The sequence below is a fragment of the Chitinasiproducens palmae genome, assembly GCF_900095735.1.
GTDB lineage: Bacteria > Pseudomonadota > Gammaproteobacteria > Burkholderiales > Burkholderiaceae > Chitinasiproducens > Chitinasiproducens palmae.
Genome location: NZ_FNLO01000006.1, coordinates 124,017 through 150,092, shown reverse-complemented (window position 1 = coordinate 150,092; position 26,076 = coordinate 124,017). Strand labels below are relative to the sequence as shown.

At 66.9% G+C, this 26,076-nt stretch carries 25 protein-coding genes; 12 read left to right on the top strand and 13 right to left on the bottom strand.

From position 1 onward, the window contains the following. Window positions 1-13 precede the first annotated feature (13 nt). From BLU54_RS11605 to BLU54_RS11570, 8 genes are all read right to left on the bottom strand, one after another. The gene (locus BLU54_RS11605; protein ID WP_091908548.1) at window positions 14-1,417 is read right to left on the bottom strand and encodes an NtaA/DmoA family FMN-dependent monooxygenase; all 1,404 of its coding nucleotides are present in this window, start codon (window positions 1,415-1,417) and stop codon (window positions 14-16) included. 403 nt (window positions 1,418-1,820) lie between these two features. Then, window positions 1,821-2,756 (bottom strand): amidohydrolase family protein, encoded by a 936-nt coding sequence (locus BLU54_RS11600; RefSeq protein ID WP_091908281.1) that lies wholly within the window; start codon window positions 2,754-2,756, stop codon window positions 1,821-1,823. A 137-nt stretch (window positions 2,757-2,893) separates the two neighbouring features. Next, a complete protein-coding gene (locus tag BLU54_RS11595) occupies window positions 2,894-4,105 on the bottom strand; it encodes an LLM class flavin-dependent oxidoreductase (RefSeq protein ID WP_091908279.1) in 1,212 nt (403 codons plus the stop codon). Between the two features lie 102 nt (window positions 4,106-4,207). Beyond that, window positions 4,208-5,197: an ABC transporter substrate-binding protein gene (locus tag BLU54_RS11590; RefSeq protein WP_170845123.1), complete on the bottom strand. Its 990-nt coding sequence runs from the start codon at window positions 5,195-5,197 to the stop codon at window positions 4,208-4,210. Between the two features lie 338 nt (window positions 5,198-5,535). After that, window positions 5,536-6,228, bottom strand: coding sequence for an NAD(P)H-dependent oxidoreductase (locus BLU54_RS11585; RefSeq protein ID WP_170845122.1), 693 nt, complete (start codon window positions 6,226-6,228; stop codon window positions 5,536-5,538). A 103-nt stretch (window positions 6,229-6,331) separates the two neighbouring features. Next, complete coding sequence (locus BLU54_RS11580; protein ID WP_091908547.1) at window positions 6,332-7,111, bottom strand: ABC transporter ATP-binding protein; 780 nt, start codon at window positions 7,109-7,111, stop codon at window positions 6,332-6,334. Next, window positions 7,108-7,977, bottom strand: a complete 870-nt coding sequence (locus BLU54_RS11575; RefSeq protein WP_407919415.1) for an ABC transporter permease subunit — start codon at window positions 7,975-7,977, stop codon at window positions 7,108-7,110. The genes BLU54_RS11580 and BLU54_RS11575 overlap by 4 nt, the downstream gene beginning before the upstream one ends. A 224-nt stretch (window positions 7,978-8,201) precedes the next feature. Then, complete coding sequence (locus tag BLU54_RS11570) at window positions 8,202-8,783, bottom strand: DUF1264 domain-containing protein (protein WP_235837910.1); 582 nt, start codon at window positions 8,781-8,783, stop codon at window positions 8,202-8,204. 293 nt (window positions 8,784-9,076) lie between these two features. Between BLU54_RS11570 and BLU54_RS11565 the strand changes: the two genes are divergently transcribed. Next, window positions 9,077-9,712 (top strand): O-methyltransferase, encoded by a 636-nt coding sequence (locus BLU54_RS11565; RefSeq protein ID WP_091908269.1) that lies wholly within the window; start codon window positions 9,077-9,079, stop codon window positions 9,710-9,712. A gap of 103 nt (window positions 9,713-9,815) precedes the next feature. Here BLU54_RS11565 and BLU54_RS11560 read toward each other — a convergent pair whose 3' ends face one another. Then, window positions 9,816-10,382 (bottom strand): MarR family winged helix-turn-helix transcriptional regulator, encoded by a 567-nt coding sequence (locus BLU54_RS11560; RefSeq protein ID WP_091908266.1) that lies wholly within the window; start codon window positions 10,380-10,382, stop codon window positions 9,816-9,818. A 331-nt stretch (window positions 10,383-10,713) separates the two neighbouring features. Here BLU54_RS11560 and BLU54_RS11555 point away from each other — a divergent pair, with 331 nt between their 5' ends. The 9 genes from BLU54_RS11555 (at window position 10,714) to BLU54_RS11515 (ending at window position 20,474) form a co-directional block, all read left to right on the top strand. Further along, a complete protein-coding gene (locus BLU54_RS11555; protein ID WP_091908264.1) occupies window positions 10,714-11,976 on the top strand; it encodes an amidohydrolase/deacetylase family metallohydrolase in 1,263 nt (420 codons plus the stop codon). A 17-nt stretch (window positions 11,977-11,993) separates the two neighbouring features. Continuing rightward, the gene (locus tag BLU54_RS11550; RefSeq protein WP_091908263.1) at window positions 11,994-14,399 is read left to right on the top strand and encodes a xanthine dehydrogenase family protein molybdopterin-binding subunit; all 2,406 of its coding nucleotides are present in this window, start codon (window positions 11,994-11,996) and stop codon (window positions 14,397-14,399) included. Then, a complete protein-coding gene (locus BLU54_RS11545; RefSeq protein ID WP_091908261.1) occupies window positions 14,396-15,271 on the top strand; it encodes an FAD binding domain-containing protein in 876 nt (291 codons plus the stop codon). Before BLU54_RS11550 ends, BLU54_RS11545 begins: the two co-directional genes overlap by 4 nt. Further along, window positions 15,268-15,795 carry a (2Fe-2S)-binding protein gene (locus tag BLU54_RS11540; protein ID WP_091908259.1) on the top strand — a complete coding sequence of 176 codons (528 nt, stop codon included), beginning with the start codon at window positions 15,268-15,270 and terminating at the stop codon, window positions 15,793-15,795. Before BLU54_RS11545 ends, BLU54_RS11540 begins: the two co-directional genes overlap by 4 nt. Before the next feature lie 24 nt (window positions 15,796-15,819). Continuing rightward, entirely contained in the window at window positions 15,820-16,662 is an 843-nt protein-coding gene (locus BLU54_RS11535) for an SRPBCC family protein (RefSeq protein ID WP_091908257.1), read from the top strand. Window positions 16,663-16,665: 3 nt separating this feature from the next. Then, window positions 16,666-17,940, top strand: coding sequence for a YlbE family protein (locus BLU54_RS11530; protein WP_091908255.1), 1,275 nt, complete (start codon window positions 16,666-16,668; stop codon window positions 17,938-17,940). Window positions 17,941-17,943: 3 nt separating this feature from the next. Continuing rightward, entirely contained in the window at window positions 17,944-18,333 is a 390-nt protein-coding gene (gene hpxZ, locus BLU54_RS11525) for an oxalurate catabolism protein HpxZ (RefSeq protein WP_091908253.1), read from the top strand. Then, complete coding sequence (locus BLU54_RS11520; RefSeq protein WP_091908251.1) at window positions 18,330-19,547, top strand: amidase; 1,218 nt, start codon at window positions 18,330-18,332, stop codon at window positions 19,545-19,547. Before hpxZ ends, BLU54_RS11520 begins: the two co-directional genes overlap by 4 nt. A gap of 90 nt (window positions 19,548-19,637) precedes the next feature. Beyond that, window positions 19,638-20,474 (top strand): phytanoyl-CoA dioxygenase family protein, encoded by an 837-nt coding sequence (locus BLU54_RS11515; protein WP_091908249.1) that lies wholly within the window; start codon window positions 19,638-19,640, stop codon window positions 20,472-20,474. 153 nt (window positions 20,475-20,627) lie between these two features. Here BLU54_RS11515 and BLU54_RS11510 read toward each other — a convergent pair whose 3' ends face one another. The 4 genes from BLU54_RS11510 to BLU54_RS11495 are packed head-to-tail and all read right to left on the bottom strand — an operon-like array spanning window position 20,628 to window position 23,704. Continuing rightward, on the bottom strand, window positions 20,628-21,527 hold the full coding sequence (locus BLU54_RS11510; protein WP_091908247.1) for an amino acid ABC transporter ATP-binding protein: 900 nt from the start codon (window positions 21,525-21,527) through the stop codon (window positions 20,628-20,630). After that, window positions 21,524-22,180, bottom strand: a complete 657-nt coding sequence (locus tag BLU54_RS11505) for an amino acid ABC transporter permease (RefSeq protein ID WP_235837909.1) — start codon at window positions 22,178-22,180, stop codon at window positions 21,524-21,526. Before BLU54_RS11505 ends, BLU54_RS11510 begins: the two co-directional genes overlap by 4 nt. Then, window positions 22,180-22,824, bottom strand: coding sequence for an amino acid ABC transporter permease (locus tag BLU54_RS11500; protein ID WP_091908243.1), 645 nt, complete (start codon window positions 22,822-22,824; stop codon window positions 22,180-22,182). Before BLU54_RS11500 ends, BLU54_RS11505 begins: the two co-directional genes overlap by 1 nt. 16 nt (window positions 22,825-22,840) lie before the next feature. Beyond that, window positions 22,841-23,704: a transporter substrate-binding domain-containing protein gene (locus tag BLU54_RS11495; protein ID WP_091908241.1), complete on the bottom strand. Its 864-nt coding sequence runs from the start codon at window positions 23,702-23,704 to the stop codon at window positions 22,841-22,843. 420 nt (window positions 23,705-24,124) lie between these two features. On the opposite strand from BLU54_RS11495, the gene BLU54_RS11485 reads away from it, so the two are divergent. Continuing rightward, window positions 24,125-24,667: a MarR family winged helix-turn-helix transcriptional regulator gene (locus BLU54_RS11485; protein WP_091908237.1), complete on the top strand. Its 543-nt coding sequence runs from the start codon at window positions 24,125-24,127 to the stop codon at window positions 24,665-24,667. 102 nt (window positions 24,668-24,769) lie between these two features. Continuing rightward, window positions 24,770-25,858: an XdhC family protein gene (locus BLU54_RS11480; protein WP_091908235.1), complete on the top strand. Its 1,089-nt coding sequence runs from the start codon at window positions 24,770-24,772 to the stop codon at window positions 25,856-25,858. Window positions 25,859-26,076: the final 218 nt, after the last annotated feature.

Sequence of the window (26,076 nt, the reverse complement as noted above, 5' to 3'; positions counted from 1 at the left end):
AGGCGCTCGGCAATCAGGCGCTTTGTGCCAGCGCCGCGTCCGCGGGCGCGACGGCGGCCGCCGCGTGGGAGCGCGCCGCGGCGAAGACGTTGGCGGGTTTATCGAGGCCGAAATGGTCGCGCAGCGTGGTGCCGTCGTATTCGGTGCGGAACAGGCCACGCTGTTGCAGTTCCGGCACGACCAGCTGGAAGAACGCTTCGGCGCCGCCGGGTACATACGGCGGGAAGATCATGAAGCCGTCGGCGGCGCGCGATTCGAACCAGTGTTGGATGATGTCGGCGATGGTGGTGGGATCGCCGACGATCTCGCGGAAATACCATCGGCGGTGGAACGAGAGGAAGAGGCGGCGCAGCGTGAAGCTTCCCGGACCGGCATTTGTCCGCGCATCGGCAACGATCGACGCTGGCTTGCCGACCAGCCCCCGCAGCGCCTCGACGTCGTCTACTTCGGTGGTGTCCGGCAGCCCGCTCAGGTCGACGCCGAGCGCGTCGCCCAATGCCTGCAGGTCGCTGTCCACCAACGTCAGATCCTGAATTTCGCGATACCGGCGATGTGCCGCTTCTTGCGTACGCTCGACGTACACGATCAATCCCGGAATGATGAATTGCTTGTCCGGATCGCGCCCCTGCGCCGCGGCACGGGCCTTGAGATCGGCGTAATAGGTTTGCGCGCCTGCCAGTCCGAGCGCCGTCGAATTGGTGAATTTGATATCCGAGTACTTGCTGCCGAATTCGATCGAGCGGTCGCTGCGCCCCGCGTTCACGATTGGAATCTGTCCCTGTACCGGTCGTTCGACATTCAGCGGACCGTCGATTGAGAAAAACTCGCCGCGATAATCGATGCGATGTACTTTGTCGCTGTCGAAAAGAACGCCGCGCTCGCGGTCGGCGATTTTCGCGTCGTCTTCCCAACTGTCCCAGAGCAGTTTGACCGCTTCGGTGAACTCCGACGCCCAGTCGTAGCGTTTTTCGTTGTCCCAGTGTTCCTTGCGGCCATAATTGGCGGCGGCGGCCTCGGCTTCGCCGGTGACCACGTTCCAGCCGAGCCGGCCTTCGCTCAGGTGGTCGAGTGTTGCAGTGGCGCGCGCGACCGAATAAGGATCGGCGTAGGTCACGTTGACGGTTGCGACGATGCCGATACGGCGTGTGGCGGCGGCGACAAAGCCGGCATAGGTCAGCGCCTCTGGCCGCAGCACCTGGTTCGGCCGCTCGAACTGCCATTCGGGCAGACCGACCACCTGGTCGCCGATGAAGAAGAAGTCGAATTTCGCGGCCTCGGCCTGTTGCGCCAGCTCGCGCAGGAATCGCGCGTCCGAATTGCCGTCGGATTTTGCGCCTGGCAAACGCCAGCCGGCGGGATGGAAACCGGTTGGCCAGACAGTAAATCCGAGATGCAGTTTTCTTTCCTTACCAGACATTGCAGCCGACTCCCGAAATGTTGCGAGGAATGTCTTGAACGTGACGGTGCAACCGATTCGCAGTACGAATCGAGCATGCATTAAGGCCGGGATGGCGATCGCTTATGCTTTACCGCTAACGCGAACGAGTCCGGAAGAAAATTTATCAGACGAGACGATGACTTCAAATCCGATCTTCTTATTAATAATGCAAACGTATTCAGAATTTGAAAGTAATGTAATGCCGGGGTTTGCGGTTTTCTCGATGATGCATGCCGGTGTGCGCGCGGAGCGGGTGTCGCACCCGGCGAGCGAAGCCCAGGCCGTCACGCCTTGGCCGGCGCAGGCCGCCTTGCATCGTCGCGCAATTCTTCGACGCTCAGTCGCGAAGGCAGTTCTCGTGCGATGTGTGCAAGGCGCCGCGTCAGCCCGCTGCGAGCAGGCGTCGCGCGTTGCCATGCGCGATCAACGCTTGCTCGGCATCGTCGAGGCCCGCTGCGGCGAATGCGGCGAGCGCGCGGGCGCGTATCGGGGCCGCGTCGATTGGCCAGTCGCTGCCGAGCAGGACATGGTCGGCGCCAAGCAGCGATACCGTGGCCCGGATCAGCGCGGCATCGAAACCCATCGTGTCGATGTACACGTGGCGGCGCAAGGCCTCGGCAGTGCCGGCGCGCAGGCGCGGTGGATCGCCGAACGCCGAAGCGAGCAGCACACCGCCAATGGCGAGGGTCGTGACCACGATTTGCAAGTCCGGCAACGCGTCGAAGGTACCGCCCTCGAGCAACGCCAGCAGCGTCGCGCCATTCACGGTGCCGCGCGCGAAGCGCTGGCCGAGCCGGCCGAACGGCGCCATCCGTTCCGTCAATCCAGTGGGGTTGATCGGATGTACGAACACAGGCATGCGTAGCGCGGCGGCGGCTTCGAGGGCTGGCTGTGCCTGTGGCGCGTCGAGCAGCAGGTCACCCTGTGCGCTTTCCACGAAGATGCCGCGCAGGCCGAGGTCGCGGTGAGCACGCCTCACTTCGTCGGCGCCGCCCGTGCCGCTGAACGCGTCTACGGTGGCCAGGCCCAACAGGCGTCCGCGATGACGCTGGACAAGTTCGGCCAGGCAGTCGTTGTTGCGTTGGAGTTGCGTCGCTGCTGGCGGGCGGCCGGCGGGCGCGAACTGCTCGGCCGGGATGCTCACCACCCGCTGGTCGACGTCGGCGCCGTCGGTGCCGTGCAGCAGCGCATCCAGGTCGGTCAGGAGGCGGCGCGTTCGAGCCGCTGCCGGCGTGTCGGGCTGCGGCTGCGACGTCAACAGGTCGGGCGGGACGTGGTGACAGTGGAAGTCGACAAGTTGCAGTTGAGGATCGGACATGCTGGCGAGCGTTGGCGCGACGCTTCAAAGGACCAGTGAAGCAGCGTCGCGGTCGTGAAGGCGGCTTGGCCCGAACCGCATTGCGTGACGATAAGCAACGGGACGCTAATCTGTTCGTCTTGTTCCGGTTGGTACAGTCAGGCGCGCAGCGGTTCAACGGATGCAACGGGTTCAACGGGTCTGACGGGTTTGGCGGATTCGCCGTTGGCATGCCGTGCGCCTGGCGCGTCGTCGCACACAGGCGCGTGTCCGCCGCTCGTGAGCCGGTCCCGCACGCGCGGTATCACTTCCGCGGCGAAGCGTTCCTGCTCCGCGATCATCGGGAAGAACGACAACAGGAAGGTGTCGACGCCGATGCGATGGAAGGCGGCGATGCGGTCGGCCACCTGGTCGTAACTGCCGACGAAGCCCGGTATGGTTCCGCCGTTCGCGCCGATTAGCCGACCGTTCTCGTACTGCTTGACGTAGTGGATCGTGCTGGCCTCTGGGTCGACTTGTCCGGCCTGCATGCGGAATGCGTCGCGTTGTCCCTCCTGGACGGCGAGCCAGTGCGCGAGTTCTTGCTGGGCCAGCGCCTCGGTGTCGCGCACCAGTGCGAAGCCGGTCGTGCCGAAGCGCAAGGGTGCGCCGACGCGAGGCCGCGCGCGCAGGTCCTCGATCATCGGACGCATGTCCTCGACGGGGCGGCCGTTGATCAGCCAGCAATCCGCGTGATCGCTGGCCAACTGACGTCCGGCGCGCGATTCGCCGCCAGTGTAGATGTAAGGGCGGGCGCGGTACGCGCTGCTTGGATGAAGCTCCAGCGCATCGAGCTTGAATGAATGGCCCGCGTGCGTCAGCGCTTCCCCACCCATCAGCGCTTTGACGACCGATAACCATTCGCTGCTGTATGCGTAGCGCTCGTCGTGTTCCGGGAAACCGATGCCGGACCGTTCGAGCTCAGGCTTGTACCATGCGCTAACGACATTCAATGCGAAACGGCCCTGACTGATGTCCTCGATGCCGAGCGCCATCTTCGCCAGCACCGCCGGATGATAGAGGCGCGGCTTGATTGCCGCGATGATCTCGATCCGCGATGTCAGCGCGGCGGCGGCGGCCGCCGCCGTCCATGCCTCCAGCACGTCGGCGCCAGGGTCCTGCGGATTGATCGTATGCTGCGCAAACAGCACGGTATCGAAGCCGCTGCGCTCGGCGCTGAGCACGACATCGCGTGCCAGCGCGAAGGGCGCGCGAGCGGGGCCGTCGCGCGGGTCGCTGACCCAGTTGCCACGATGTGGCGCCCAGATCCCGAAGCGTACTGACCGAACCGGCGAGACCGCCAGTTCAGGATGCGGATGGAAGGCGGACATGGCTCGAAACGTGGAGGATGCGGGGGTAAGGCCAAGACAGAAGCCAGGGAGGAAGTCGGGCGCCGCCTGCCACAAGCGGGTGAGCGCGCCGTTCGATCGGGGTCATTTCCTGAGTGACGCGTCGAAGCTGCCATCGAATTCCTGGCGTGCGTCGATGCGAGCGGGAATCAATTTCTGTTCGGCGAAGGCATCGGCGATGCGCTGCGTGTAGGCAGCCAGCTTGCCGTCGCCCACCGGCACGAGGCGCGGTGCCATCACACGCGACGCGGCCAGCACGATCTCCGGCGGTACGCCGTAGCGTGGTGCGAGGTAAGCGGCGCGCTCCTGCAGGTGTGACTGGATCCAGGGCAAGTGGGCGTCGAGGGCGGTCACGAAGCCGCCGAGTGCGTTGCGCTTCGGACCAGCGATCGTGTTGGTGCTCGCCATGTAGTAGATCGAGCTGTTCACGATGCCGGTACCGTCGACCAGCACTCGCGCCCCGCGCGCTTCGGCAATCTGGATATTCGGCGCGGTCAGGGTCGCCGCGCCGATCTGTCCCTGGACCAGCGCGGTCACCGTATCGGCCGGGCCGAGGAAGATCGGCTGAATGTCCGCTTGCTTGAGGCCCACGCGGCCGAGCGATTGAATCACCAGCCAGTGTGTGTTGGTGCCGCGCACGAACGAGATCTTCTTGCCACGCAGATCGCCGACCTGGTGCAGCGGCGAGGCCTGGTTCACGAGAATGGCGGTGGCGGTCGGCTGTGGCGCGGTGGAAGCAATTACCTTGATTGGCTGCCCCGCGCTCTGCGCGAAGATCGGCTGCACTTCGCCCGTTTCACCGACGTCGATTGCACCGGCGCTGAGTGCTTCCAACACATCGTTGCCGGTTTCGAGAGCGACAAGCTCCAGGCGTACGCCGGGTATCGCCACCTTGGCCAACGGGAAGTCGGCGAGATACCCTTGCGTGCGCAGATAGCCGACGCGCAGCGTCACCTCGGCGCGCGCGGGCGACACGCCGATGAGTGAAGCGACCGACAGCGCAGCCAGCAGCAGGGCGGACAGGACGGCGCGGCCGGAAAGGAAACGCAGCAACAGGGGCAAACGCAAAGGCATCGAACGCATCATGACGAGGTTGGCAGTGCGGTGAGAGTTAGGTGTAGCTCTGGATGCAGCCCGGGGTGCGGCTCGGGCTGCGGCCCTGGGGTACGGCTGGCGGTTCGACTGCGGTTTCGACTGCGGTTTCGACTTGGCTGCGCGACGATATGAGCGTGCCGATGCGGCTTCGGCGCGCTGACCTGGCGACGTGCCGGCCGTGGCGACGCCTGATGGACGCGCACCACGCTTGCGCCGATCGTCAGTGCGGCCGAGCGGACGACGGCCTGGCGCGCGGCGCAGCATGCCGGGCATGGTGCAAGGTCGAATGCCGGGACGATGTGAGTTGGGGACGCGCTTCAGTCAAGCGCGAAAAGCGCTTCGCAGCCGCGTCGCGAAGGGCGCGGGCGGGGCAGCGTCGGCTTCGCGTCGGCAGGGGCGGCTTCGATCGTTGCCAGGGATGCGAAGAAGTCAGCGGTACGCTGCCGGATCGCGGCGGCGCGATGCGCGAACAACTCGGCGCGTTCGGACAGGACCAGATCGAGTTGTGCCACCGCGTGCTCCAGACGTTCGCGCAGGCTTTCGTCGGTGGCGTAGCCGTGGTCGGACTGCGCGATCAGTTGCGCCGGGGTCGCGAACACGTGCGGCGCGATGCGGCGCGCGCCCAGTGACGACAGCACCGGCAGCAGTGCGCAGTCCAGGGCCAACAAGTCGGAGAGACTGGTTCCGCTGGCCAGCACGAGCACTTCCTTGCCTACCAGGCCGCGCTGCGGCAGCACGTCGAGGAACAACTTCAACGCGCCGCTGAACGACGACTGGCTGACGGGCAAAGCGATCACGATCGCCTCCGCGGCGTCGACGCTCGCGAGCGCGGCCGCAAGCGCCGGCGCCTGGCTGTCCGCCGAGACGAGCGCGTCGGCAGGCAGCGCAGGGATATCGATGCGTTGCACCGTGCGCCGTCGGCGACGCAAGGCGGCATCGGCAAGGTCGAGGAGATGAGTGCTGCGTGCAGTCGGCGAGGGACTGCTGGAAATCAGCGTGGTGTGAGCCATCACAAACGTCGGTCGAATGCTGCGGAACAGGAGGCGTTGCGGACCAATGGTCGATCGGCGCGCTGACATCGTCCGTCGCGAGCGGTCCTCGGGCGGTATGCGCTCATGGGTTGCTCACTGCGGTCGCAAGGACGCGCTGCAATACGTCTTCCTCCGCCACCGCGAACGGCTCGCTGCCACGGGCGCGTGGACGCGGCAGATCGATGCGTCGGTCGAACGCGATCCGGCCTGCGTCGAGGACGATGACGCGGTCGGCGAGCGCCACGGCTTCTTGCACGTCATGCGTTACCAGGACTGCGGTGAAGCGTCGATCCGCCCACAGCTGTGCAATGAGCGCCTGCATTTCGATCCGTGTCAGCGCATCCAGCGCGCCCAGGGGCTCGTCGAGCAGCAGCAACGCCGGTTCGCGAACCAGTGCGCGCGCCAGCGCGACGCGCTGACGCTGGCCGCCCGACAATTGCGCGGGCCAGTCGTCCTGGCGGTCGCCCAGTCCCACCGCGCGCAGCGCCTCCCGCGCCCGCTCGCGCGACGAACGCGGCAGGCCGAGCGCGACGTTGTCCAGCACGGAGCGCCAGGGCAACAGGCGCGCATCCTGAAACATGATCCGAACCGGGCGGGCGTCGACTGTGACGCGGCCGGCCTCTGCCTGCGCCAGGCCGGCGATCAGCCGCAGCAGGGTGCTCTTGCCGCAACCGCTACGGCCAACGATGGCAACGAAACTGCCGGCTTCCACATTCAGGTCGAGCGCGCGCAGGACCGTTCGCGTCCCGAAGCGCTTCGTGACGCGTTCCAGTCGTACGCTCGCGTCGGCGGACTGTCGTCCGTGTGTCCGCGCCGGCGCGACTTGGTTGCCGGCAGGCTTGGCCGCAGGCACCGCGCTCATGACGACCTCGCGGACGCGCGCGCACGCTGCCACGGCAGCAGCGCGAATTCGAGTGCTTTCGCCAGCAGATCGGCCAGCTTGCCGAGCAGCGCATATAGCAGGATGCCGACCAACACGACGTCGGTCTGCATGAACACGCGCGCATTCATCGTCATGAAGCCGATGCCGGATTGCGCCGAGATCGTCTCGGCGACGATCAACATGACCCACATCAGGCCCAGCGCGAAACGCACTCCCACCAGAATCGACGGCAGCGCACCCGGAATCACCACATCGCGGCACAGTGGCCAGCCGCGCAGATCGTAGCTGCGCGCCATCTCGATCAGGTCGCGATCGACCGAACGAATGCCATGATATGTATTCACGTACACGGGGAAGAAAACCCCCAGCGCAACCAGGAAACGCTTGGCACTTTCATCAATGCCGAACCACAGGATGACCAGCGGAATGGTGGCCAGCGCCGGGATGTTCCGGATCATCTGCAGCGTCGAGTCGAGCAGCGCTTCCAGCCACCGCGACAGACCGGTCGCCAGGCCGAGCAAAAGGCCGAGCGTCGCGCCGACCGCAAACCCGGACAGCGCGCGGCCCGTGCTCGCGGCCACGTCGGTCATCAGACTGCCGTCGAGCCAAAGACGCCACGCCGCGCGGGCGACGCTCAGCGGTTCGGGCAGGATACGGGTCGCCAGCGCGCCGCTGCGCGAGGCCATCTCCCACGCGGCAAGCAGCAACAACGGCAGCAGCCACGGGGCAAGATGCCGACGCAAGCGATGCAGTGCCGACCGGCTCGCGGCGGGTGGGCGCGCCCACTCTGGCGCGCCGACGTCGCAGACGTCCAGATGACCGTGGGAGGCGGCCCATAGATCCAATGTCGCGGCCGGGGCGGCGCCGCCACTTGGAAGCAGGCCATCATTGTGCATCCGCCCCGCGCGGCCACCTGAAGGCGTGGCGGGCACATGTCGCGCTGGCGAATCGACGGTATGCGTTGAGGTGGGGCGGCTCATCAGGTTTCACGCGCTGCGCACGGTCAACTGCGCGGCGCGACGGCATGGCGGAACGGGTCAGTGCATGTTAGCCGCCGACCGCGTCAACGCTAACCAACGATTCCAGCGCTTGATATCGGCGATCGCGCTAAGCGGTGCGCCGGCTGCGCGGTAGTTTCGCGGCGGACGGCATGCTGTCGCCGCTTGGTCGATTCGACCTCGGCGCGTGGTTCAGCGGTGCGCGGCGGTATTCGGCGGTAGTCAGCGGTATGCAGCGGTATGCGGCGGTAGTCAGCGGTAGTCAGCGCCCGGCGCTTCGCGCGTTCTGTCCCGCCCCCGGAAAAGGCTGCGTGGGATGCGGCGCTGCCGTGTCCGGCATGCGCCGCGCCGGTTGGATCCGCAAACTGCACGACGTGCCGCTGTTGCCATGCGTCGGCTCCGGTGTCCACGGGCGGGCTCGAAATGTCTTCACGAGCGCGTCGTCGCGCTGCCGAATCGATGCCGAGGCGCTCGTCGCGCGCCTTGACCATCGCAGGGTCGACCTGTCCGTCCTTGGTGAACCCCATCATCAGCTGCGGCACGCCCAGCGGCAGCGTCTTGTCGCGGTCGGTGTGCCCGGTGTGGAACGTCTTGCCGTCCGTGTCGCGCTGGCCTGCATGCCGCGTTCCGCCCGCTCCCGGCGCCTTGTTCAATAAGCAGTGGCGCGCATGCCGGGGCGGCCGGCAGGGTCGCCCGTTGCAATAAAACGTAACCTGCGCACGCCGCGCGCGAGAGAGAATGCAATGCAACGGACGGTGTACGCCGCGCGAGCGGCTGGCAACGCGGCAGCGCGTATTCGCATAGGGCTTGAATCGTGCAGGGCTTGAATCGCGCAGGGCTTGAAGCGGCGGGAGCGCGGGAACGGCCTGCGATGGTCGGCGCGCGAGCCCCACCGCGCAAGGCTTCCGGCCGCGCCGCCCCGACCCGACATTCAAAGGAGGAGCCGATGGACGAACGCATACAGGCGGTGTTGGACACCTACCACCGTCGCATCGACGACGAGAAACTGGCCAGGCAGCGTGATCCCGGCTTGCGCGACAGCCTCAGCAACGACCAACTGCTGCGCGCGGTCGGTCCGCAGACCGGCCAACTGCTCAATGTGCTCGCCAGGAGTCTGCGCGCACCGACCATCGTCGAGATCGGCACGTCGTTCGGCTACTCCGGCATTTGGCTGGCCGAAGCGGCGCGCGCCACCGGCGGCAGGGTGGTGACGATGGAGATGTACGCACACAAGTCCCGTCACGCCGAGGAGATGGCATGTCGCGCCGGCTTGGACGGGCACATCGTATTCCAGGTGGGCGACGCGCTGGAATTGCTTGAGGCGCTGCCGGCCGGGATCGATTTCGTACTGCTCGATCTGTGGAAGGATCTGTACGAGCCGTGCCTGGAACTGTTCTATCCGAAGCTGAATCCCGGCGCGATCGTCGTGGCCGATAACATGATCCAGCCGGCACACGAGGGCATCGCGTCGTATGGCCGTGCGGTGCGTGCCAAGCCGGGCATGACGAGCGTGCAGGTGCCGGTCGGTTCGGGTCTTGAAATCAGCCGCTTCGAGCCGACACCGGCCTACGGGGCGGCCTGAGCGCGGGGCCCCTCAGCCGGGCGAAGCCGACCTCGACGCGGCTGCCATGCGCGGTATCGGGAGGCACGGCGGGCCGCATCGTGCCGGCCCCGCCGACCATTGGTCAGGCCGCGTCGGCAGACGCCGCGTCGTCTTCGATGGCCTGCGTCCCGGGCAGGCGCAGCGGCACCAGATTATCCGCATGATTGGCTTCCACCAGGCGAATCAAATGGAGCATGAACACGTCCCGCTCGTCCGGCGACAGATGTTCGATGGTTCGGTCATGGGCGCGTTGCACGGCGCTGGCCATTTTCTTGACGAGTCGTCTGCCAGCCGGCGTGAGTTTGACCAGCCGCATGCGCTTGTCGTGCGCCGCCTGGCTGCGGCTCACCAGACCCCGCGCGCTGAGGCGTGGAATCACTTCGGCAACGCTTGAACGTTCCAGTCCGACCTCGATTGCCAGACTGTTCTGGTCCATCTCGCCGTGGGTCTCCAGTGTGGTGAGAAGGCTGTACTGCACCGGCGTGATGTTGTGCGCGCTCGTTTCCTCCCCGAACAGGAAGGTGTGGATCTGATGCACGCGGCGGATCAGGAAGCCGGGGCGCATGAACAACGGCGAGCGCGCCTGCCGATCGGCAAGTTCGGCTCGGACGCGTTTGATGTCGAGATGATCAGTCACGGATGTTCGTATGAGGTCAGCCCCGCGCGCGGGGCGGCATTTCGAGATCGCGCAACGGGGCCGCGCAAGCCGTCATTCTAGGCCCAAGCGGCGCGCCGTCGCAAACCATGGGGCATACCAAGCAATCACCATAAAGAGGCATCGTGCGTGCTGGCGGTGCGAAGCGTCCGAAATGGTGCGCGTTCGTGTTGCAGGCAATCCGTGGCATGGCTCGCGGTCGGCTCGCGCGTATCCTGTAAGCTATTGATTTATAGCGTTTAAAGTATCGATCATGCGGCGCGGTCGAAACCGGCATACGATTTGCGGTACACCACACATCTCGTTATCGCCCAGTGTATCGACCATGTCTCAAGTCTTGCTCGAAGGGGGCCGCGTCATCGATCCGGCTCAGCAGATCGACGCCACGCTCGACGTTCTCGTGGAGGACGGCGTCATTGCCGCGACGGGGCCTGACCTGGCAGCAGGTGCGCCGCGCGCCGAGCGCATCGACTGCACCGGCAAGCTGGTGCTGCCCGGTTTGATCGATACGCACGGTCATGTATTCCAGTACGTCACCGGTCGTTTCGGCCTGAATCCCGACCAATGCGGCGTACAGTCGGGCGTCACGACCATCGTCGACCAGGGCGGATCGAGTTGCATCACGATTCCGGCCTTTCGGCACTTCCTCGTCGAACGCTCGGCCACGCGGGTGCTGGCCTACCTTTCCGCTTACCTGGTCGGTGGCCTCGAAGGCCATTACTACCCGGACCTGTACCGTCCCGACTGCGTGAGCGTCGATGCCACGGTGAAGTCGGCCCGCGCGAACAGCGACCTGGTCAAGGGCATCAAGGCGCATGCGGAAATTGGTGGCTTCGCACGCTGGGGCCTCGATGTCATGAAACTCGCAGCGCAAATCGGCCGCGAGGCGGAGCTGCCGCTCTACATCCACTTCGGGCAGTTATGGCCGAAGCCCGAGGCGGGCGCGTTGCCGGTGCGTCCGGACTCGATCTTCAATCAGGTTGTGGAGACGCTCAAACCGGGCGACATCCTCGCGCATCCGTTCAGCCGGCATCCGGGCGGCTTCGTCGAGGAGAACGGCCGCCTGCATCCGCTGGTCCACGAGGCGGTCGCGCGCGGCCTCAAGATCGACGTCGGACATGGCTCGCACTTCAGTTTCAAGACGGCGCGCATCGTCCTTGATGCGGGCGTCGTGCCCGACACTCTCGGTGCCGATATGCACGGCTACAACACGCACGTGCCGGCGCCTGCCGGCACGCCGGACAGCCATCCGGACGAGGAACACTCGTTTCTCGGCCGCACGCAGTTCAGTCTGGTGAGCGCCATGACCAGCATGCTCGCGCTTGGCTTGCCGCTCAACCATGTGGTTGCGATGGTGACCAGCAACGCTGCCCGGCTGGCTGGCATGGCCGATCGCATCGGCTCGCTGCAGGTGGGCCGCGCTGCGGACGTCAGCGTGCTGGACGATCAGCGCGGCCGCTGGGTGCTGGAGGACAACGAAGGGACGCAGGTGATCACCGACCGCATGCTGTCGCCGCGCTTCTGCCTGCGCGACGGCGTGCGCCACGACGCGATCTCGCCGACGCTGCCGCTGGCACGCGCCGCCTGAGCCAGCAGGGCAAAGCCATGATCAAACGCGCGCAGAGACGAGCCGATCCGAACCGGGCGCAAGGCATCGGTGCATCGCTGCCTCGCAAGGAAGACGAGCGCTTCATGCACGGACGCGGCGAGTACGTGCCGAACATCCGCATGGTCGGCATGCTCGACGTGGCCTTCGTGCGCAGCCCGATCGCGCATGGACACATCGTCGGCATTGAAAAGCCGGACGGCTTCGAAGGCGCGATCTTCACGCTGTCCGATCTGGACGGTGTCCAGCCGATCGTCGCGAATTCCGGGCTGCCGGGTTTCAAGCCGTCCCAGCAGCCGGTACTGGCCAGCGGCAAGGTGCGTCAGGTCGGGGAGCCGATCGCGATGTGCGTGGCGGCCAGCCGCGCCGCGGCGGAGGACATTGCGGCACAGGTCTTCGTCGACTTCGAGGAGTTGCCGGCCGTGGTCGACATGATCGACGCGCGCCGCGATGACGCCCCGCTGGTCCACGAGGCGTGGGGCGACAATGTCTTTCTCGAAACGCTGGTCGATGCAAAGGCCGACGTCGATCTGGAGGCAATCCGCCGGGATGCGCCGATTCGCGTGCATCGCAGGTTGCGGACCGCGCGGCAGAGCATGGCGCCGATGGAGGGACGTGGCGTCGTCGCGCATTGGGATCGACGACTTGCGCAACTGATCGTTCACACGTCGGCGCAGATGCCGCACATTACCCGTACGGGGCTGGCCGGATGTCTCGGGCTCGACGAGGGGCAGGTGCGGGTGATTGCGCCGGACGTGGGCGGCGGCTTCGGCTACAAAGGCATCCTGCTGCCAGAGGAAGTGTGCTGCGGTTGGTTGGCGATGCACCTCGAGCGACCGGTGCGCTGGATCGAGGATCGCCGCGAGCAATTGACCGCCAACGCGAACTGCCGCGAGCACGACTACGACATCACCGCCTACGCGAGTCGTGACGGCCGCCTGCTGGCGGTCGACTGCGAGGCCCACGTCGATTCGGGCGCCTATTCGTCCTATCCGTTCTCCGCCTGCCTGGAAGCCGCGCAGATCGGCAGCATTCTGCCCGGCCCGTACAAGATGGATCGCTATCGGTGCCGCACCTGGTCGGTTGCGACGAACAAGCCACCGATCCTGCCTTATCGAGGCGTGGCGCGTACCGGCGTGTGCTATGCGATCGAAACCGTGATGGACGGCGTCGCGCTGGCGGCGGGCATCGAGCCCCACGAGGTGCGGCTGCGCAACCTCGTCGAACCGCACGAGATGCCGTACGACAACATCACCAGCAAGCACTTCGACAGCGGCGATTATCCGCAGGCCGTGCGCCGCGCGATCGCCGCGATCGACCTGCCATCGGTGCGCGCCCGGCAGGCGCGCGGCGAGCCCGACGGCAGACGGATCGGGTTTGGCATGGCGATTTTTTGCGAGCAGGGCGCGCACGGCACGTCGGTCTACCACGGTTGGGGCATCCCGATGGTGCCGGGCCGCGAGCCGGCCGTGCTGCGCCTGACGCCGGACGGCATCCTCGAAGTGCGTGCGGGCGTGCATTCGCACGGCCAGAGCATGGAGACCACGCTTGCACAGATCGCGCACGAAGTGTTGGGCATCGACACCGACCGCGTGCGCATCGTGCTCGGGGACACCGGCGTTACCCCCTACTCGACCGGGACGTGGGGCTCGCGCTCGATCGTCATGGCAGGCGGCGCGGTGGGACGCGCCGCCAAGGAGTTGCAGGCACGCCTGATCAAGATCGGCGCGTGGCTGCTGCAGGACCGTGTCGACGAAGTGCGCTGGGAGGCGGGCGCGGTGGTCGGCAAGGATGCGCGACGCACGCTCGAGGAGATCGCGCGGACCTGGTATCTCGCGCCACAACTGTTGCCGCCCGATGTCGATCCACGCGGCCTCGAAGTGTCGACCGCCTACCAGGCGCAGCGCGACTCCGGCACGTTCAGCTATGCGTGCCATGCGGTGGTGGTCGCGGTCGATACCGCACTCGGGCAAACGGAGATCCTCGATTACGCGATCGTCGAGGACGGAGGCGTGCTGATCAATCCGATGGTCGTCGACGGGCAGGTCTTCGGCGGCGTCGCGCAGGGCATCGGTACCGCGCTCTACGAAGCCATGCCCTACAGCGAGGACGGCCAACCGCTGGCCTCGACGCTTGCCGACTACCTGCTGCCTGGAGCCACCGAGGTGCCGGCGATTCGCATCGAGCACATGGAGACGCCGGCACCATATACCGAATTCGGACAGAAAGGCATCGGCGAGAGCGGCGCGATCGGACCGCCGGCCGCGATCGCCAACGCGGTCAATGACGCGTTGCGCGGGCTCGGCGTGCGGATCGACCAGTTGCCGGTGACGCCGAAGGCAATCATCGCGGCGCTCGCGGCGAAGCGCCAGGCAACCGACGCGGCGACGGGGGTGCTGGCATGAAGGCGGCCCGCCACGACTACGCGAAACCTGGCGTATGCGAGCAGGCGATCGCCCTCGTTGCACCGAGCGAGGGCATGGCCAAGTTCGTCGCCGGCAGCCAGTCGCTCGGCCCGATGATGAACCTGCGACTCGCGCAGCCGGACATGCTGGTGGACCTGCGCGGCATCGCTGCGCTGCGTGCCTGCCAGGTGGACGACGCCACCGTGACGCTGGGCGCGTGCGTCACCCATGCCGAAATCGAAGACGGCAAGGTGGACACGGGCACGCGTGGGCTGATGCCCTATGTCGCGCGCGGCATCGCCTACCGCGCGGTGCGCAATCGCGGCACGCTCGGCGGCAGTTTGGCGCATGCCGATCCGGCCGCCGACTGGATCAACACGATGTGTGCGCTCGACGCGGAGTTCCTGCTCGCAGGGTCGAACGGTGAGCGAGTCGTGCCGAGCCGATCGTGGATGCTTGGCGCGTTCACGACCGCGCTCGAACCGGACGAGATCCTGACCGCGGTGCGCTTCCAGCGCCTGTCGGCCGCGGCACGATGGAGCTATTACAAATTCAACCGCAAGCCGGGCGAGTTCGCCGAGGCCATCGCGGTGTGCATCGATGACGCGCCGCGCGGCGTGTGCCGGGCGATCGTCGGCGCGATCGATGGCCCGCCGCATGTCATCGACGATGCCCGCGCGCTGCTCCACGGTACCGGCGACGCCGCGCTCGACGCCGGGCTGTTCGACACCCGGCCGTTCGACACCCGGCCGTTCGACGCTCACATCGCGGCGGCCGGCATCGAAGCCGACAGCTATGAATTCCAGGTCCATCGCGTTGCGCTGATGCGCGCGGCGGCAATCATCCGCGGCCGGGACGGGACGACATCATGAACGAAACCTTCACGAAATCCATCGACCTGGTCGTCAACCAGCGCAGGGTCGCGGACTGCGTCGAGCCGCGCACCAGCCTGGCCGATTTCCTGCGCGAGCAGCGCATGCTCTGCGGCACCAACATCGGCTGTGAACAGGGCGTCTGCGGCGCATGCACGATCGAGGTCGACGGCGCGCCGACGCGCTCCTGCATCACCTCCGCGGTGAGCTGCACAGGCAGCACCGTGCGGACCATCGAAGGTTTCGACGCGGATCCGGTGATGAACGCGCTGCGCGAAGCCTTCACCGCGGAGCATGCGCTGCAGTGCGGCTATTGCACGCCCGGCATGCTGATGACCGCGCGCGACATCGTCACGCGTCTGCCCGACGCGGACGACGCGCGGGTGCGCCTGGAATTGTCGGGCAACCTCTGCCGCTGTACCGGCTACGTCGGCATCGTGCGCGCAATCCGCCGCGTGCTCGATGCGCGTCGTGCCGAAGCGGCCATGTCCAACCCGGCGACGACGGCGGTCGCCACCGTCTGATTCAAGAACACGGACGCCAGCGCAATGGAAATCGAACAGAGCTTCACCGTACCCTATCCGCGCGACGCGGTCTGGGCACATTTTCACGATGTCCCCGAGATTGTTGCCTGCCTGCCCGGAGCCTCGCTGACGGCACCGGTCGAGAACGGCCTGCTGAAGCTGGCGATGACCGTCAAGCTCGGACCGATCATCGCGTCCTTCGCAGGCGACGGCGAGATGACCCTGGACGACGAGAATCGTCAGGGCAGCATCACCGGCACGGGCGTCGACCGCAAGAGCGCGTCGCGCGTGAAGGGCGTAGCCGCTTTCTCGCTCGCGGCGCCGTCGCCAAACGAGACCCGCGTCGACGTCAAGGTGGAATACACCATCGGCGGCAGCCTCGCCCAGTTTTCGCGTGGCGGCATCGTACGCGAGCTGGCCACGCGCATGACCGAAGCCTTCGCGGACAATCTGAAGGCACGTCTCGACGCGGCCGCGGCCGCGCCGCCAATGGCAACGCCGCCAATCGCAACGCCGCCGACGCCTGCAGCGGGCGCCGACGCGGCGACCAGCGCTGGTTCCTCGCCACCGGCGCATGGTGCGTCGTCTGTGCCGGGCGCGACGTCCAGCGATGGCCCGGCCGCTGCGTCGGCACCACAGTCGGCACCAGAGTCGGCTGCGGTTTCGGCTGCGGGATCGGCTGCAACGCCGGCTGGCGTGCCGCCCGCCGCGCCGCCAGCCTCGGCATCGCCGTCGTCCGATTCACCCGTGCCGCAGCGTACCGCGCCGCGCACGCCCGTGCCGAATGCGCCGCTCGATGTCGGCAATCTGTTCTGGAAGATGCTGTGGGCGCGGCTGCGCGGCATGTTCGGTCTTGGCGCCCGCTGAACGATGACAGCGGATGCCAACAGCCGCGCGCTGCGCCGCATTCATGCGGTGCGGCCGCAGTGGCGCGCCGTCATGCCGGCCCGCGAAGCGGTGGGACTGCCGTCGCATACGCTGCTGCACGCCGGGCCACCGTTCGTTGACGCGCGTCAGCCTTCGGCGCCGGTGCTGTCGTCGGCAGTGCTCTGCTGCCTGTACGAGGGGTGGGCGCGGGACGAGAGCGAGGCGCAGCAATTGATTGCGACTGGGCGCGTCAGGCTCGAAAGCGCCCAGTCCTATGACGTCGTGACGCCGCTCGCCGCAGTCATCTCGCCGCGCACCGCCTTGGTCGAGGTGGCGGATGGGACCTCGCCCGCGCGCTGCGCGTGGTCGCTGCTGGGCAGCGGCGCGGGCCCACAACTCCGCTTTGGCAGTCGCGACCCGCTGATCCTGCCGCGTCTGGCGTGGCGCGACGCGGTGCTTGCGCCGGCGCTCGAGACGATGCTGCAGCAAGGTGCGCTCGACCTGTCGCCGCTCGCGCGCGCCGGTCTCGACGACGGCGACGACCTGCATGCGCGAACGACCGGCGCAACGGCGGCACTGCGCGCCGTGCTGGCGTCACGGTACGGCGAATCGGAATCCGCTCCGGTCGTCGATGCGATGCTCGCCCAGACCCCTCTGTTCTTCCTGACGCTCTGGATGGCGGCGTGTGCGTTGATGCTGTCCGCCGGCGGGAACGGCGCGACGGGGGAGCGGCGCGCCGAGCAACGGTTCCCCCGCGCCGCACAGCCGCCAACACCGGCGTCGGCCGGGGCCGGCCCGGACCACGATGCCACCCTGGTGATCGCCCTCGCGGGCAACGGCAGCGAGGTTGGTATCCGCCTTGCCGGCGCACCGGCGCGCTGGGTCACCACGCCGGCATCCTGTCCAGTGGGGCCGCGTCTGCCGGGACACAAGCAAACGCCCGCGGCGCCTCTGGTCGGCGACAGCGGCGCAATCGACGCGGCCGGCTTCGGTGCGCAGGCACTCGGCGTCGCGCCCGACACGGCGCAGGCCTTCGCGTCCTTTCTGCCGTCGAACTGGCAGACCATGCAGCCGCGCGTTCATACCGATGGGCATCCGTTGTTCGGACGGCTGCCGGGCGTGCTGGATGCGACGAGGGTCGCCGAAACCGGCATCGCGCCGCTCGCCGCGATCGCAATGGTCGGGGAAGATGGGCGCGCCGGCTTGTTAGGGCGAGGCCTGTACACACCGCCGGTGGACCTCTTTCAGCGCGCCGTCGCGCAACTACGGAGCGCCTGAAACGTGAGCTCGCCACTGATCGACGATCCCGCCACGCGGGCTGCCGTCGAAGCCGCCTTCGACGAATACGAACGGGCATTGACCAGCAACGACGTGGCCGCGCTCGATGCGCTGTTCTGGGACAGCCCCTGCACTGTGCGATACGGCGCCACCGAAAACCTGTACGGCTACGAATCGATCCGCGCGTTCCGGGCAGCGCGACCCGGCAAGGGGCTGATGCGCACCGTGATCGAGCGCATGGTCACGACTTTTGGAACCGACCACGCGGTGACCAGCATCGCGTTCACGCGAGTCGGCGAGGCACGCATCGGCCGTCAGTCGCAGACGTGGGTACGGTTCAACGGGCACTGGCGCGTGGTGGCCGCGCACGTCAGTTGGATGGAGCCGACATGAACCGCGCTGGCTTGCTCGCTCCCGGCCTGCACGGCGCGTTTGTCGCCGACGGCTTTGGCCGTGCGCCCGACGCGGCGCTGGCCGCCGGCGCCCGCTTGGCCGGCAAGCGCCTAGCGGTCAAGGATGTGTTCGACATCGCCGGGCTGCGAACGGGCAGCGGCAATCCCACCTGGCGCGCGCAGCAACCGGTTGCCGGCCGTACCGCCCTGGCAGTGGCCGCCTTGCTGGCGGAAGGTGCCACCTGGGTCGGCAAGACCGTGACCGACGAACTGACGTACAGCTTGGCCGGCGTGAACGCGCACTATGGCACGCCGACCAATCCCGCCGATCCAACGCGCATTCCGGGCGGCTCGTCGTCGGGCTCGGCGGTTGCCGTCGCAGCCGGCCACGCGGACATCGGGCTCGGTACCGACTGCGGCGGTTCGGTCCGTCTGCCGGCGAGTTACTGCGGCATCTGGGGCATGCGGCCAAGCCATGGACGCATCGCGGGCGACGGGTGCCTGACCCTCGCGCACAGCTTCGACACGGTCGGCTGGTTCGCCCGCGACGCCGACACCCTGGCCGAGGTCTTTGCCGTGCTGGCCCGGGTCGATCTGTCGCCGACGCCGGCGTCGGCACTCGCGGGACGGCTGGCGGTGCCCCGTCACCTGCTTGACTGCGTAGACGCGCGTGTCGCCGCTGCTTTTGACGCCTGGTTGCCGACGTTACCGGTCGCGGTCTCGCGGCTTGCGCAGGACGTCTCGCTGGCCGAGTGGGCACAGGCGTTCCGCGTGTTGCAAGCGAGCGAGATCGCACAGCGATATGGCGCCTGGTTCCGCGCGCACCACACGGCTTTCGGTCCGGATGTCGGCACGCGTTTCGCGGCGGCGCTGGATGTCACGAGCGCGCAGGTGGCGCGGGCACAGCTGACGCGCCGTCGCGCCAGCGCCGCGATGAGCGAGGCGCTTTCCGACGGACGCTACTGGCTGATGCCGACGGTGCCGGATGCGGCGCCGAGATTGGACGAACCGCCGTCGAGCGTCGAAGGCACCCGTGCGCGCGCGCAACAGATGCTGTGCGTCGCCGGTCTGGCCGGCTTGCCGCAAGTGAGCATGCCGTGGCTCACGCTCGACGGCGCGCCGCTCGGCGTCTCGCTGATCGGTGCGCGGGGCGACGACGAAGGCGTATTGGCCGCGGCGGTCGCCTTGCATGCTGGCTACAGCGGCGTCGCGTGACACGCATTCGCTGCTGAGCGCGGGCCAGGGCGTTGCCTGGCGTCGTATCGAGATATCGCTGTCCGATCGAAACACTTCAAAGGAACGTCCATGACCAAGCACCTCACGCAAGCGCAGGTAGCGCACTTCCGGCAACACGGCTACGTCTATCCGATGCGCGGCGTCAGCGCGGAGGAAGCGCTCGGCTATCGCCGCATCATCGAGGCCTACGAGACGGCTTCGGGACGGGACGTCAACGAGACGTTGAAGATCAAGGGCCACCTTGCGCTACCCGCGATCGTCGAGCTCGCGCGCCGGCCGGCGATCCTCGATGCGGTCGAGGATCTGATCGGGCCGGACATTCTGCTTTTCGGGGCCTCGATCTTTGCGAAGAACGGGCGCGACCCGCGCTACGTGTCGTGGCATCAGGACTCGACCTATTTCGGTCTGACGCCGCACGAGGAGGTCACGGTATGGCTCGCGCTGACGCCGGCCAATGCGGTCAACGGCGTGCTGCGCGTGCTGCCTGGCTCGCACGCGGGTCCCGACTTGCGACATGTCGAGACGCATGCGAAAGACAACATGCTGGCGAAAGGGCAGACGCTGGTCGGCATCGACGAAGCACTGGCCGTCGAGATGCCGCTCTCGCCGGGCGAATTTTCAATGCATCACGAACGCACGGCGCACAGCTCGTTGCCGAATCGATCCGACGATCGACGGATCGGCTTCGCGTTTTTCTACGTGCCGGCCCACGTGCGCTCCAGTTCGGGTCGCCGACGCGCGACGCTGGTGCGTGGCACCGATCGGTTCGGGCATTGGGATGCCGATACGCTTCCTGAATATGACTGCGATCCCCGCGCGATGAGCGAGTTGGCGCAGACGTGGGGAAAGTACAAGGATGGCGAAGTCCGCCAGGCGGCGGACATGGTCGCGCGCCAAGCGGGCTAAGTGCCTGAAGCGTTGCAAGTGCCCGCAGCGCCGCGCGTGCGGCCGAAGCAAGACGCGGTGCCGCCGCCGGCATTCGGTAGCGGCGGCGCACCGGCGCGGTCGTGGCGGGCTTGGCGGCCCTGAGGGCCCTGACGGCCCTCACGCCGGCGCGCCTTAGTCCTTGCCAGACGCGTTGTCAGCGGCATCTCCGTGCGCGCGGAAGCGGGCCAGGAACTGCTGGGCGCGCGGCGTTTGCGGCGCACCGAAGAACTGCGCGGGCGGCCCGCTTTCGATCACCTGTCCGCCGTCCATGAATACCACGCGGCTCGCCACCTGCCGCGCGAACGCCATCTCGTGCGTCACGATGACCATCGTCGCACCGTCCTGGGCAAGCGCACGCATGACGTTCAAGACTTCGCCCACCAACATCGGATCGAGTGCGCTGGTCGGTTCGTCGAACAGCAGGATGTCCGGTTGCATTGCGAGCGCGCGCGCAATGCCGACGCGCTGCTTCTGGCCGCCGGAGAGCCGTGACGGGAACGCATCCATCTTGGCGGCCAGACCGACGCGTTCCAGCAGGGCCTCGGCCTCGGCGCGCACGGCGTCGCGAGGGCGCTTCAGCACATGTATCGGCGCTTCCATCACGTTCTGCAAGACCGTCAGATGCGGCCACAACGCAAAGTGCTGAAACACCATGCCGATGCGCGCACGCGAGCGCGCGAGTTCGGCATCGTTGGTCTTGTGCGCGGACCCCTCGCGGACGCCCATGCGTTGTCCCGACACATAAACGGTGCCCGCATCCGGCACTTCGAGCCAGTTCACGCAACGCAGCAGGGTCGACTTGCCGCAGCCGGACGGACCGAGCAGACATACGGTTTCGCCCTTGTGCACCGTCAGCGACACATCCCGCAGCACGCGGTTCTCGCCGAACGACTTCGAGATGCCGTTAAGTTGCAGAACCGCATCCTTCATGCCGCGCGCTGGGGCGCCCGGCTGGCCTGCGGCGCTGCCGGGCGGCCGTGCGCCGTCGGTGGCGCGCAGCGCCGTGGGCGGAACGTCGTGCGGGAAATTCATGCTCTGCGTTCCTCGGAAAGACGCGACAGGTAACCGCTGCCGGCCTCGATCACCAGACAGATGGCCCAATACAGCAAGACCGCCGTGGCGAAGGCAGCGAACGGAATGAAATAGGTTGCCTGGATGCCGTTCATCTGATGCGTCAGTTCGCCGACGGCGATCACCGTCAGGAACGCGCTGTCCTTGACGATCTGCACGAGTTGATTACCGATCATCGGCAAGGCGGTCGTGAAGACTGGCGGCATGATGATGCGGCGAAGCAAGGTAAAGCCGTGAAAGCCGTAAGCACGGCCAGCCTCGACCAACGGCGCGGGCAGGCCCATCCACGCGCCGCGCAGCAGTTCGGCCATGTATGCGGTGTTGTAGAGGACCAAGGCGATGGCGCCCGCCCACCAGTTCGACAACCTCACGCCGACGGTGGGCAGGCCGAAGTAGATCAGGTACACGAACAACAGGAACGGCGCGCAACGCATCGCATCGACGTAGAGGGTGGCCAGGCGAACGATCGCCGGACGCCGCGACATCAGCGCCGGCGCGAGCGCGATGCCAAGGGCGAGGGACGCGAACGCGGCGACCACGAGCAGCCCGATCGTGTCGAGCAGGCCGGACAGCACGTCGCCGCGTTGTTGCCAGATGATCAGAAAGTGTTCCATCAGACGCGTGCCTCCACGGGACGACGCCGTTCCAGCACGCGTTGCGTCCTGATCAGTGCGAACACGATCAGGCCGTAGAGCAGGAGGGCGAACACGAAGGGCGGAAGCGGATCATAGGTGCGTGCGCCCACCCGCAGCGCGGCGCGGGTGATCTCGACGATGCCGATCACCGCGACCGCCGGCGTCGCCTTGATCTGCAGCGTCATCTCGTTGACCAGCCCAGGCAGGCTGGCGCGCCACAGTTGCGGCATCACGATGCGGCGGAAGCGCAGGCTGCGCGGCATCGCAAAGGCGAGGGCGGCATCGTACTGCTCACGTGGGAAGTTCATCAGCGCGGCACGCCAGATCTCGCAGTTGAACGCCGCGGTGCTGATCGTCAAGGCCAGGATCGCAGCCGGCGTCGGATCCAGCGACAGACCGAACTGCGGCAGCGCGAAAAAGATGAGCAGGGTGAGCGTGACGGCCGGGCAGGACCGGATCAGGCTCACGTAGACGATCACCACGCGGTTCGCGAAAGGGATCCGGGCCCAGCGAATCAGCGCAAGGCCGAGGCCAAGCGGTACGCCGAGCACGATGCTGGCGAGCGACAGGACGACGGTCGCCAGCGCGCCTTGCGCGATGCTCCAATAGTCGAAGGCGTTCATTGCTGCGCTCGGCGTGTCAGTTGACCGACTGCGGCATGTCCTTGTAGGTCGCGCCCAGCCACTTCTGCTGCAACTGATACATCTCGCCGCTCTTGCGCAACTCCAGCAACACGCTGTCGACCATCTTCAGAACGTCGCGGTTGCCTTTCTTGACGGCCCACGCGATGTAAGTCGGCTTGCCGATCGCCTGTCCGACGGCGAAAGTGTCCGGGCGCGTCTTGACCAACGAGTTCAAACTGATCTGCGTGTTCGCTACCGCGTCCACGCGTCCCAGCGCGAGATCCTGATAAGCCTCGGGATACGACTGGTATTCGACGATCTGTTTCAGCCCCTTGCCGCCGTGCTTCGCCTTCAGCGACTCGTTGAACAGCTTGAGGTCGGCAAGCATTGCGCTACCGGTTTCCGCACCGACCACCTTGCCGACGAGCGCATCGGCAGTGTTGATTGACGAACCTTTCTTCGTGCCATAGAACGTGATTGCCTCGCAGGTCGGCGACGCAAAGTCGAAGTTCTTCTTGCGCTCATCCGTCACGAGGACCGCCGACAAGGCCATGTCGTACTTGCCCGTGCTTACGCCGGGCAGGATGCCCGACCAGGGCATCACCTGCTGACGGACTTCGACACCGATCTTCTTGCGCACCAGCGCGAGCAGCTCGTTGTCATAGCCCGTCGGCTTGCCATCCGCGACGAATTCGAACGGCGTGTAGTCGTCTTCGGTCGCGACGCTGAGATAGCCGCGCGTCTTGATTTCCTCGGCGCTGGCGGCGAGTGCGACATGGTTGACGCTGACCACCGCAGCGAGTGCGAGCACGCAGGTGCGCGCCCAGGCGGCGGCGCGGCGTGCCGGGCGCGAAGCAAGGCGAGTGTGGCGGACTGACATAGAGGGCCCCTTTTTGAGTTGGCACCGCGCGTATCGGCGACACGCGGCGGACGGCAAGCGCCGTGGTTCGCGAATCGTTTGGGTACTGACGATTCCGGCCGCTTCACGCAAGCGATATGCCATCGACGGTGCAAGCGACGACTTCTCGACGGGCGCTGCGCTTCACCCGTTGCCGCGGCGGCCAGGCCGATACGTGGTGCACCACACATGAATCAAAAGCCTTCAAATCGTGCATCGACGCACCGCTTTGCAGCATTGCCAGGCTGGCTGGATCAGCCGCCAATGTTGTCTGTCCAGGCGACTGCGGGCGGTGCGCCGGGCAATATCCGATGGCGGCGTGCAGCGCCGCGGCGCCAATACGTTGTATGCTGATGAATCGGCGCTCCACTTGCCGTCCGGCAGCCAGAACGACCACACCGCATGGATGCTTCGACCCCCTCAGTTGCCACGCAACCCAATGACGCCGCGTCGGACTTCGGACACCGCACGCTCAATGAGCGGCCCGGCTTTCTGATTCGCCGACTGCATCAGATCCACGTCGCGCTGTTCATGGAGGAATGCGCGCCGGAGGGCATCACGCCGGTTCAGTACAGCCTCTTGACCGCGCTGGCGCAGCTGGGGCCTTCCGAGCAGGTCGTACTGTCGCGGGCGGTAGGTCTGGATCGTGCTAATACCGCCGACGTGATCATCCGCCTGGCGCAGCGCAAGCTGCTGCAGAGTCGGGTGTCGCGGACCGACCGCAGGAAGAAGGTTGCCGAGTTGACGGAAATCGGGCGAGCCGTGCTTGCGCGGCTCGAGACGCGCGTGGCTCGGGCGCACGAACGCACCATCGCCGCGCTACCGGCCGAGGCGCGCGAGACTTTTCTCGACTACCTCCACCTGCTGGTGGAGCGGAACACTGAACACAGTCGCGGTCCGCTTGGCAATGCCGGCGGCCAACGAAATGCGGCGCGGATCGATTGAACAGGGTGCGGCAAGCCGACGCCATCCGTATCGGCGCGGCGCGGGCCGGCCGGTACGCACTGTCTCTTGACTGAAACGCACGCGCGAGCGCAGAGGACGATCATGGACAGCGTGGACCTCGAGGTCTTGAAACACAGCGTGCGATGGCTTGATGAGGGCCGCCGCGTGTTGTTGGTAACCGTCGTGCAGACCTGGGGCTCGTCGCCGCGTCCGGAAGGGGCAATGCTGGCGGTCCGCGACGACGGGCACGTGGTGGGTTCCGTATCTGGCGGTTGCATCGAGGACGACCTTATCGAGCGGGTGCGCGCGCGAGGCATCGAGCAGTCGGCGCCGGAAGCGGTCAAGTACGGTGTCACCGCGGAGGAGGCGCACCGTTTCGGCTTGCCATGCGGCGGCACGATCGAGTTGGTGCTCGAGCCGTTGAGTGCGCGCAGCGGCATCGCCGACTTGTACGAGGCGGTTCAGGCCGGCCGACTGGTGGTGCGCACGCTGGACATGGCCAGCGGCGCGGCGCGGCTGGGCGACGCGCACGTCACCGACGGTCTGCATTTCGATGGCAAGTCGCTCGCGACGGTGCACGGTCCGCGCTATCGCATGCTGGTCATCGGCGCCGGTCAGTTGTCCCGTTACCTGTGCGGGATGGCGGTCGGCCTGGACTACCACGTCACGGTCTGCGATCCCCGCGAGGAATATACCGACGAGTGGAACGTGCCCGGCACCACGGTCGTGCGCACGATGCCGGACGATACCGTGATGGACATGCATCTCGACGAACGTTGCGCCGTCATCGCACTCACGCACGATCCGAAACTCGACGACCTGGCGTTGATGGAAGCGCTGAAGACACCGGCCTTCTATGTCGGGGCGCTCGGTTCGCGCCGCAACAACGCCGCACGCCGCGAGCGTCTGAAGGAATTCGACCTCACCGACACCGAGATCGCCCGCCTGCACGGACCGGTCGGCATTTTCATCGGCAGCCGCACGCCGCCCGAGATTGCGGTGTCGATACTGGCGGAGGTAACCGCTGCGAAGAACGGCATTTCGTTGCCGGAACTGCTGCAGGTCGAGGGTGCGAAGGCGGCGCGGGAGTCGGAGCGCAGCGGCTCTCACGGACGCGTCGAGGCGGCGACGGTCGGATCGCCGGCAGCGGCGATGACGCCGGGCGCGGGCGGCCACGCCTGCGGGGTGTGAGGGGGAGCGCGCGGCATCACGGCGGGCCGGCGCACGCGACCGCAGCCGTGGCGGTAGAGCAAGGACGACTTCGCTCGCCACAAGACGGCATGCCGCGAGCCGCTGCGCCGGTGATTCGCGACTGAATCGGCTCGCGTTGGCGACCGCGTACGGCGGGGGCGTATAAGTCGTAGTGTTGCCTCGCACCACAAAACGTCCGTCTTAAGGCGTCCGTTGCA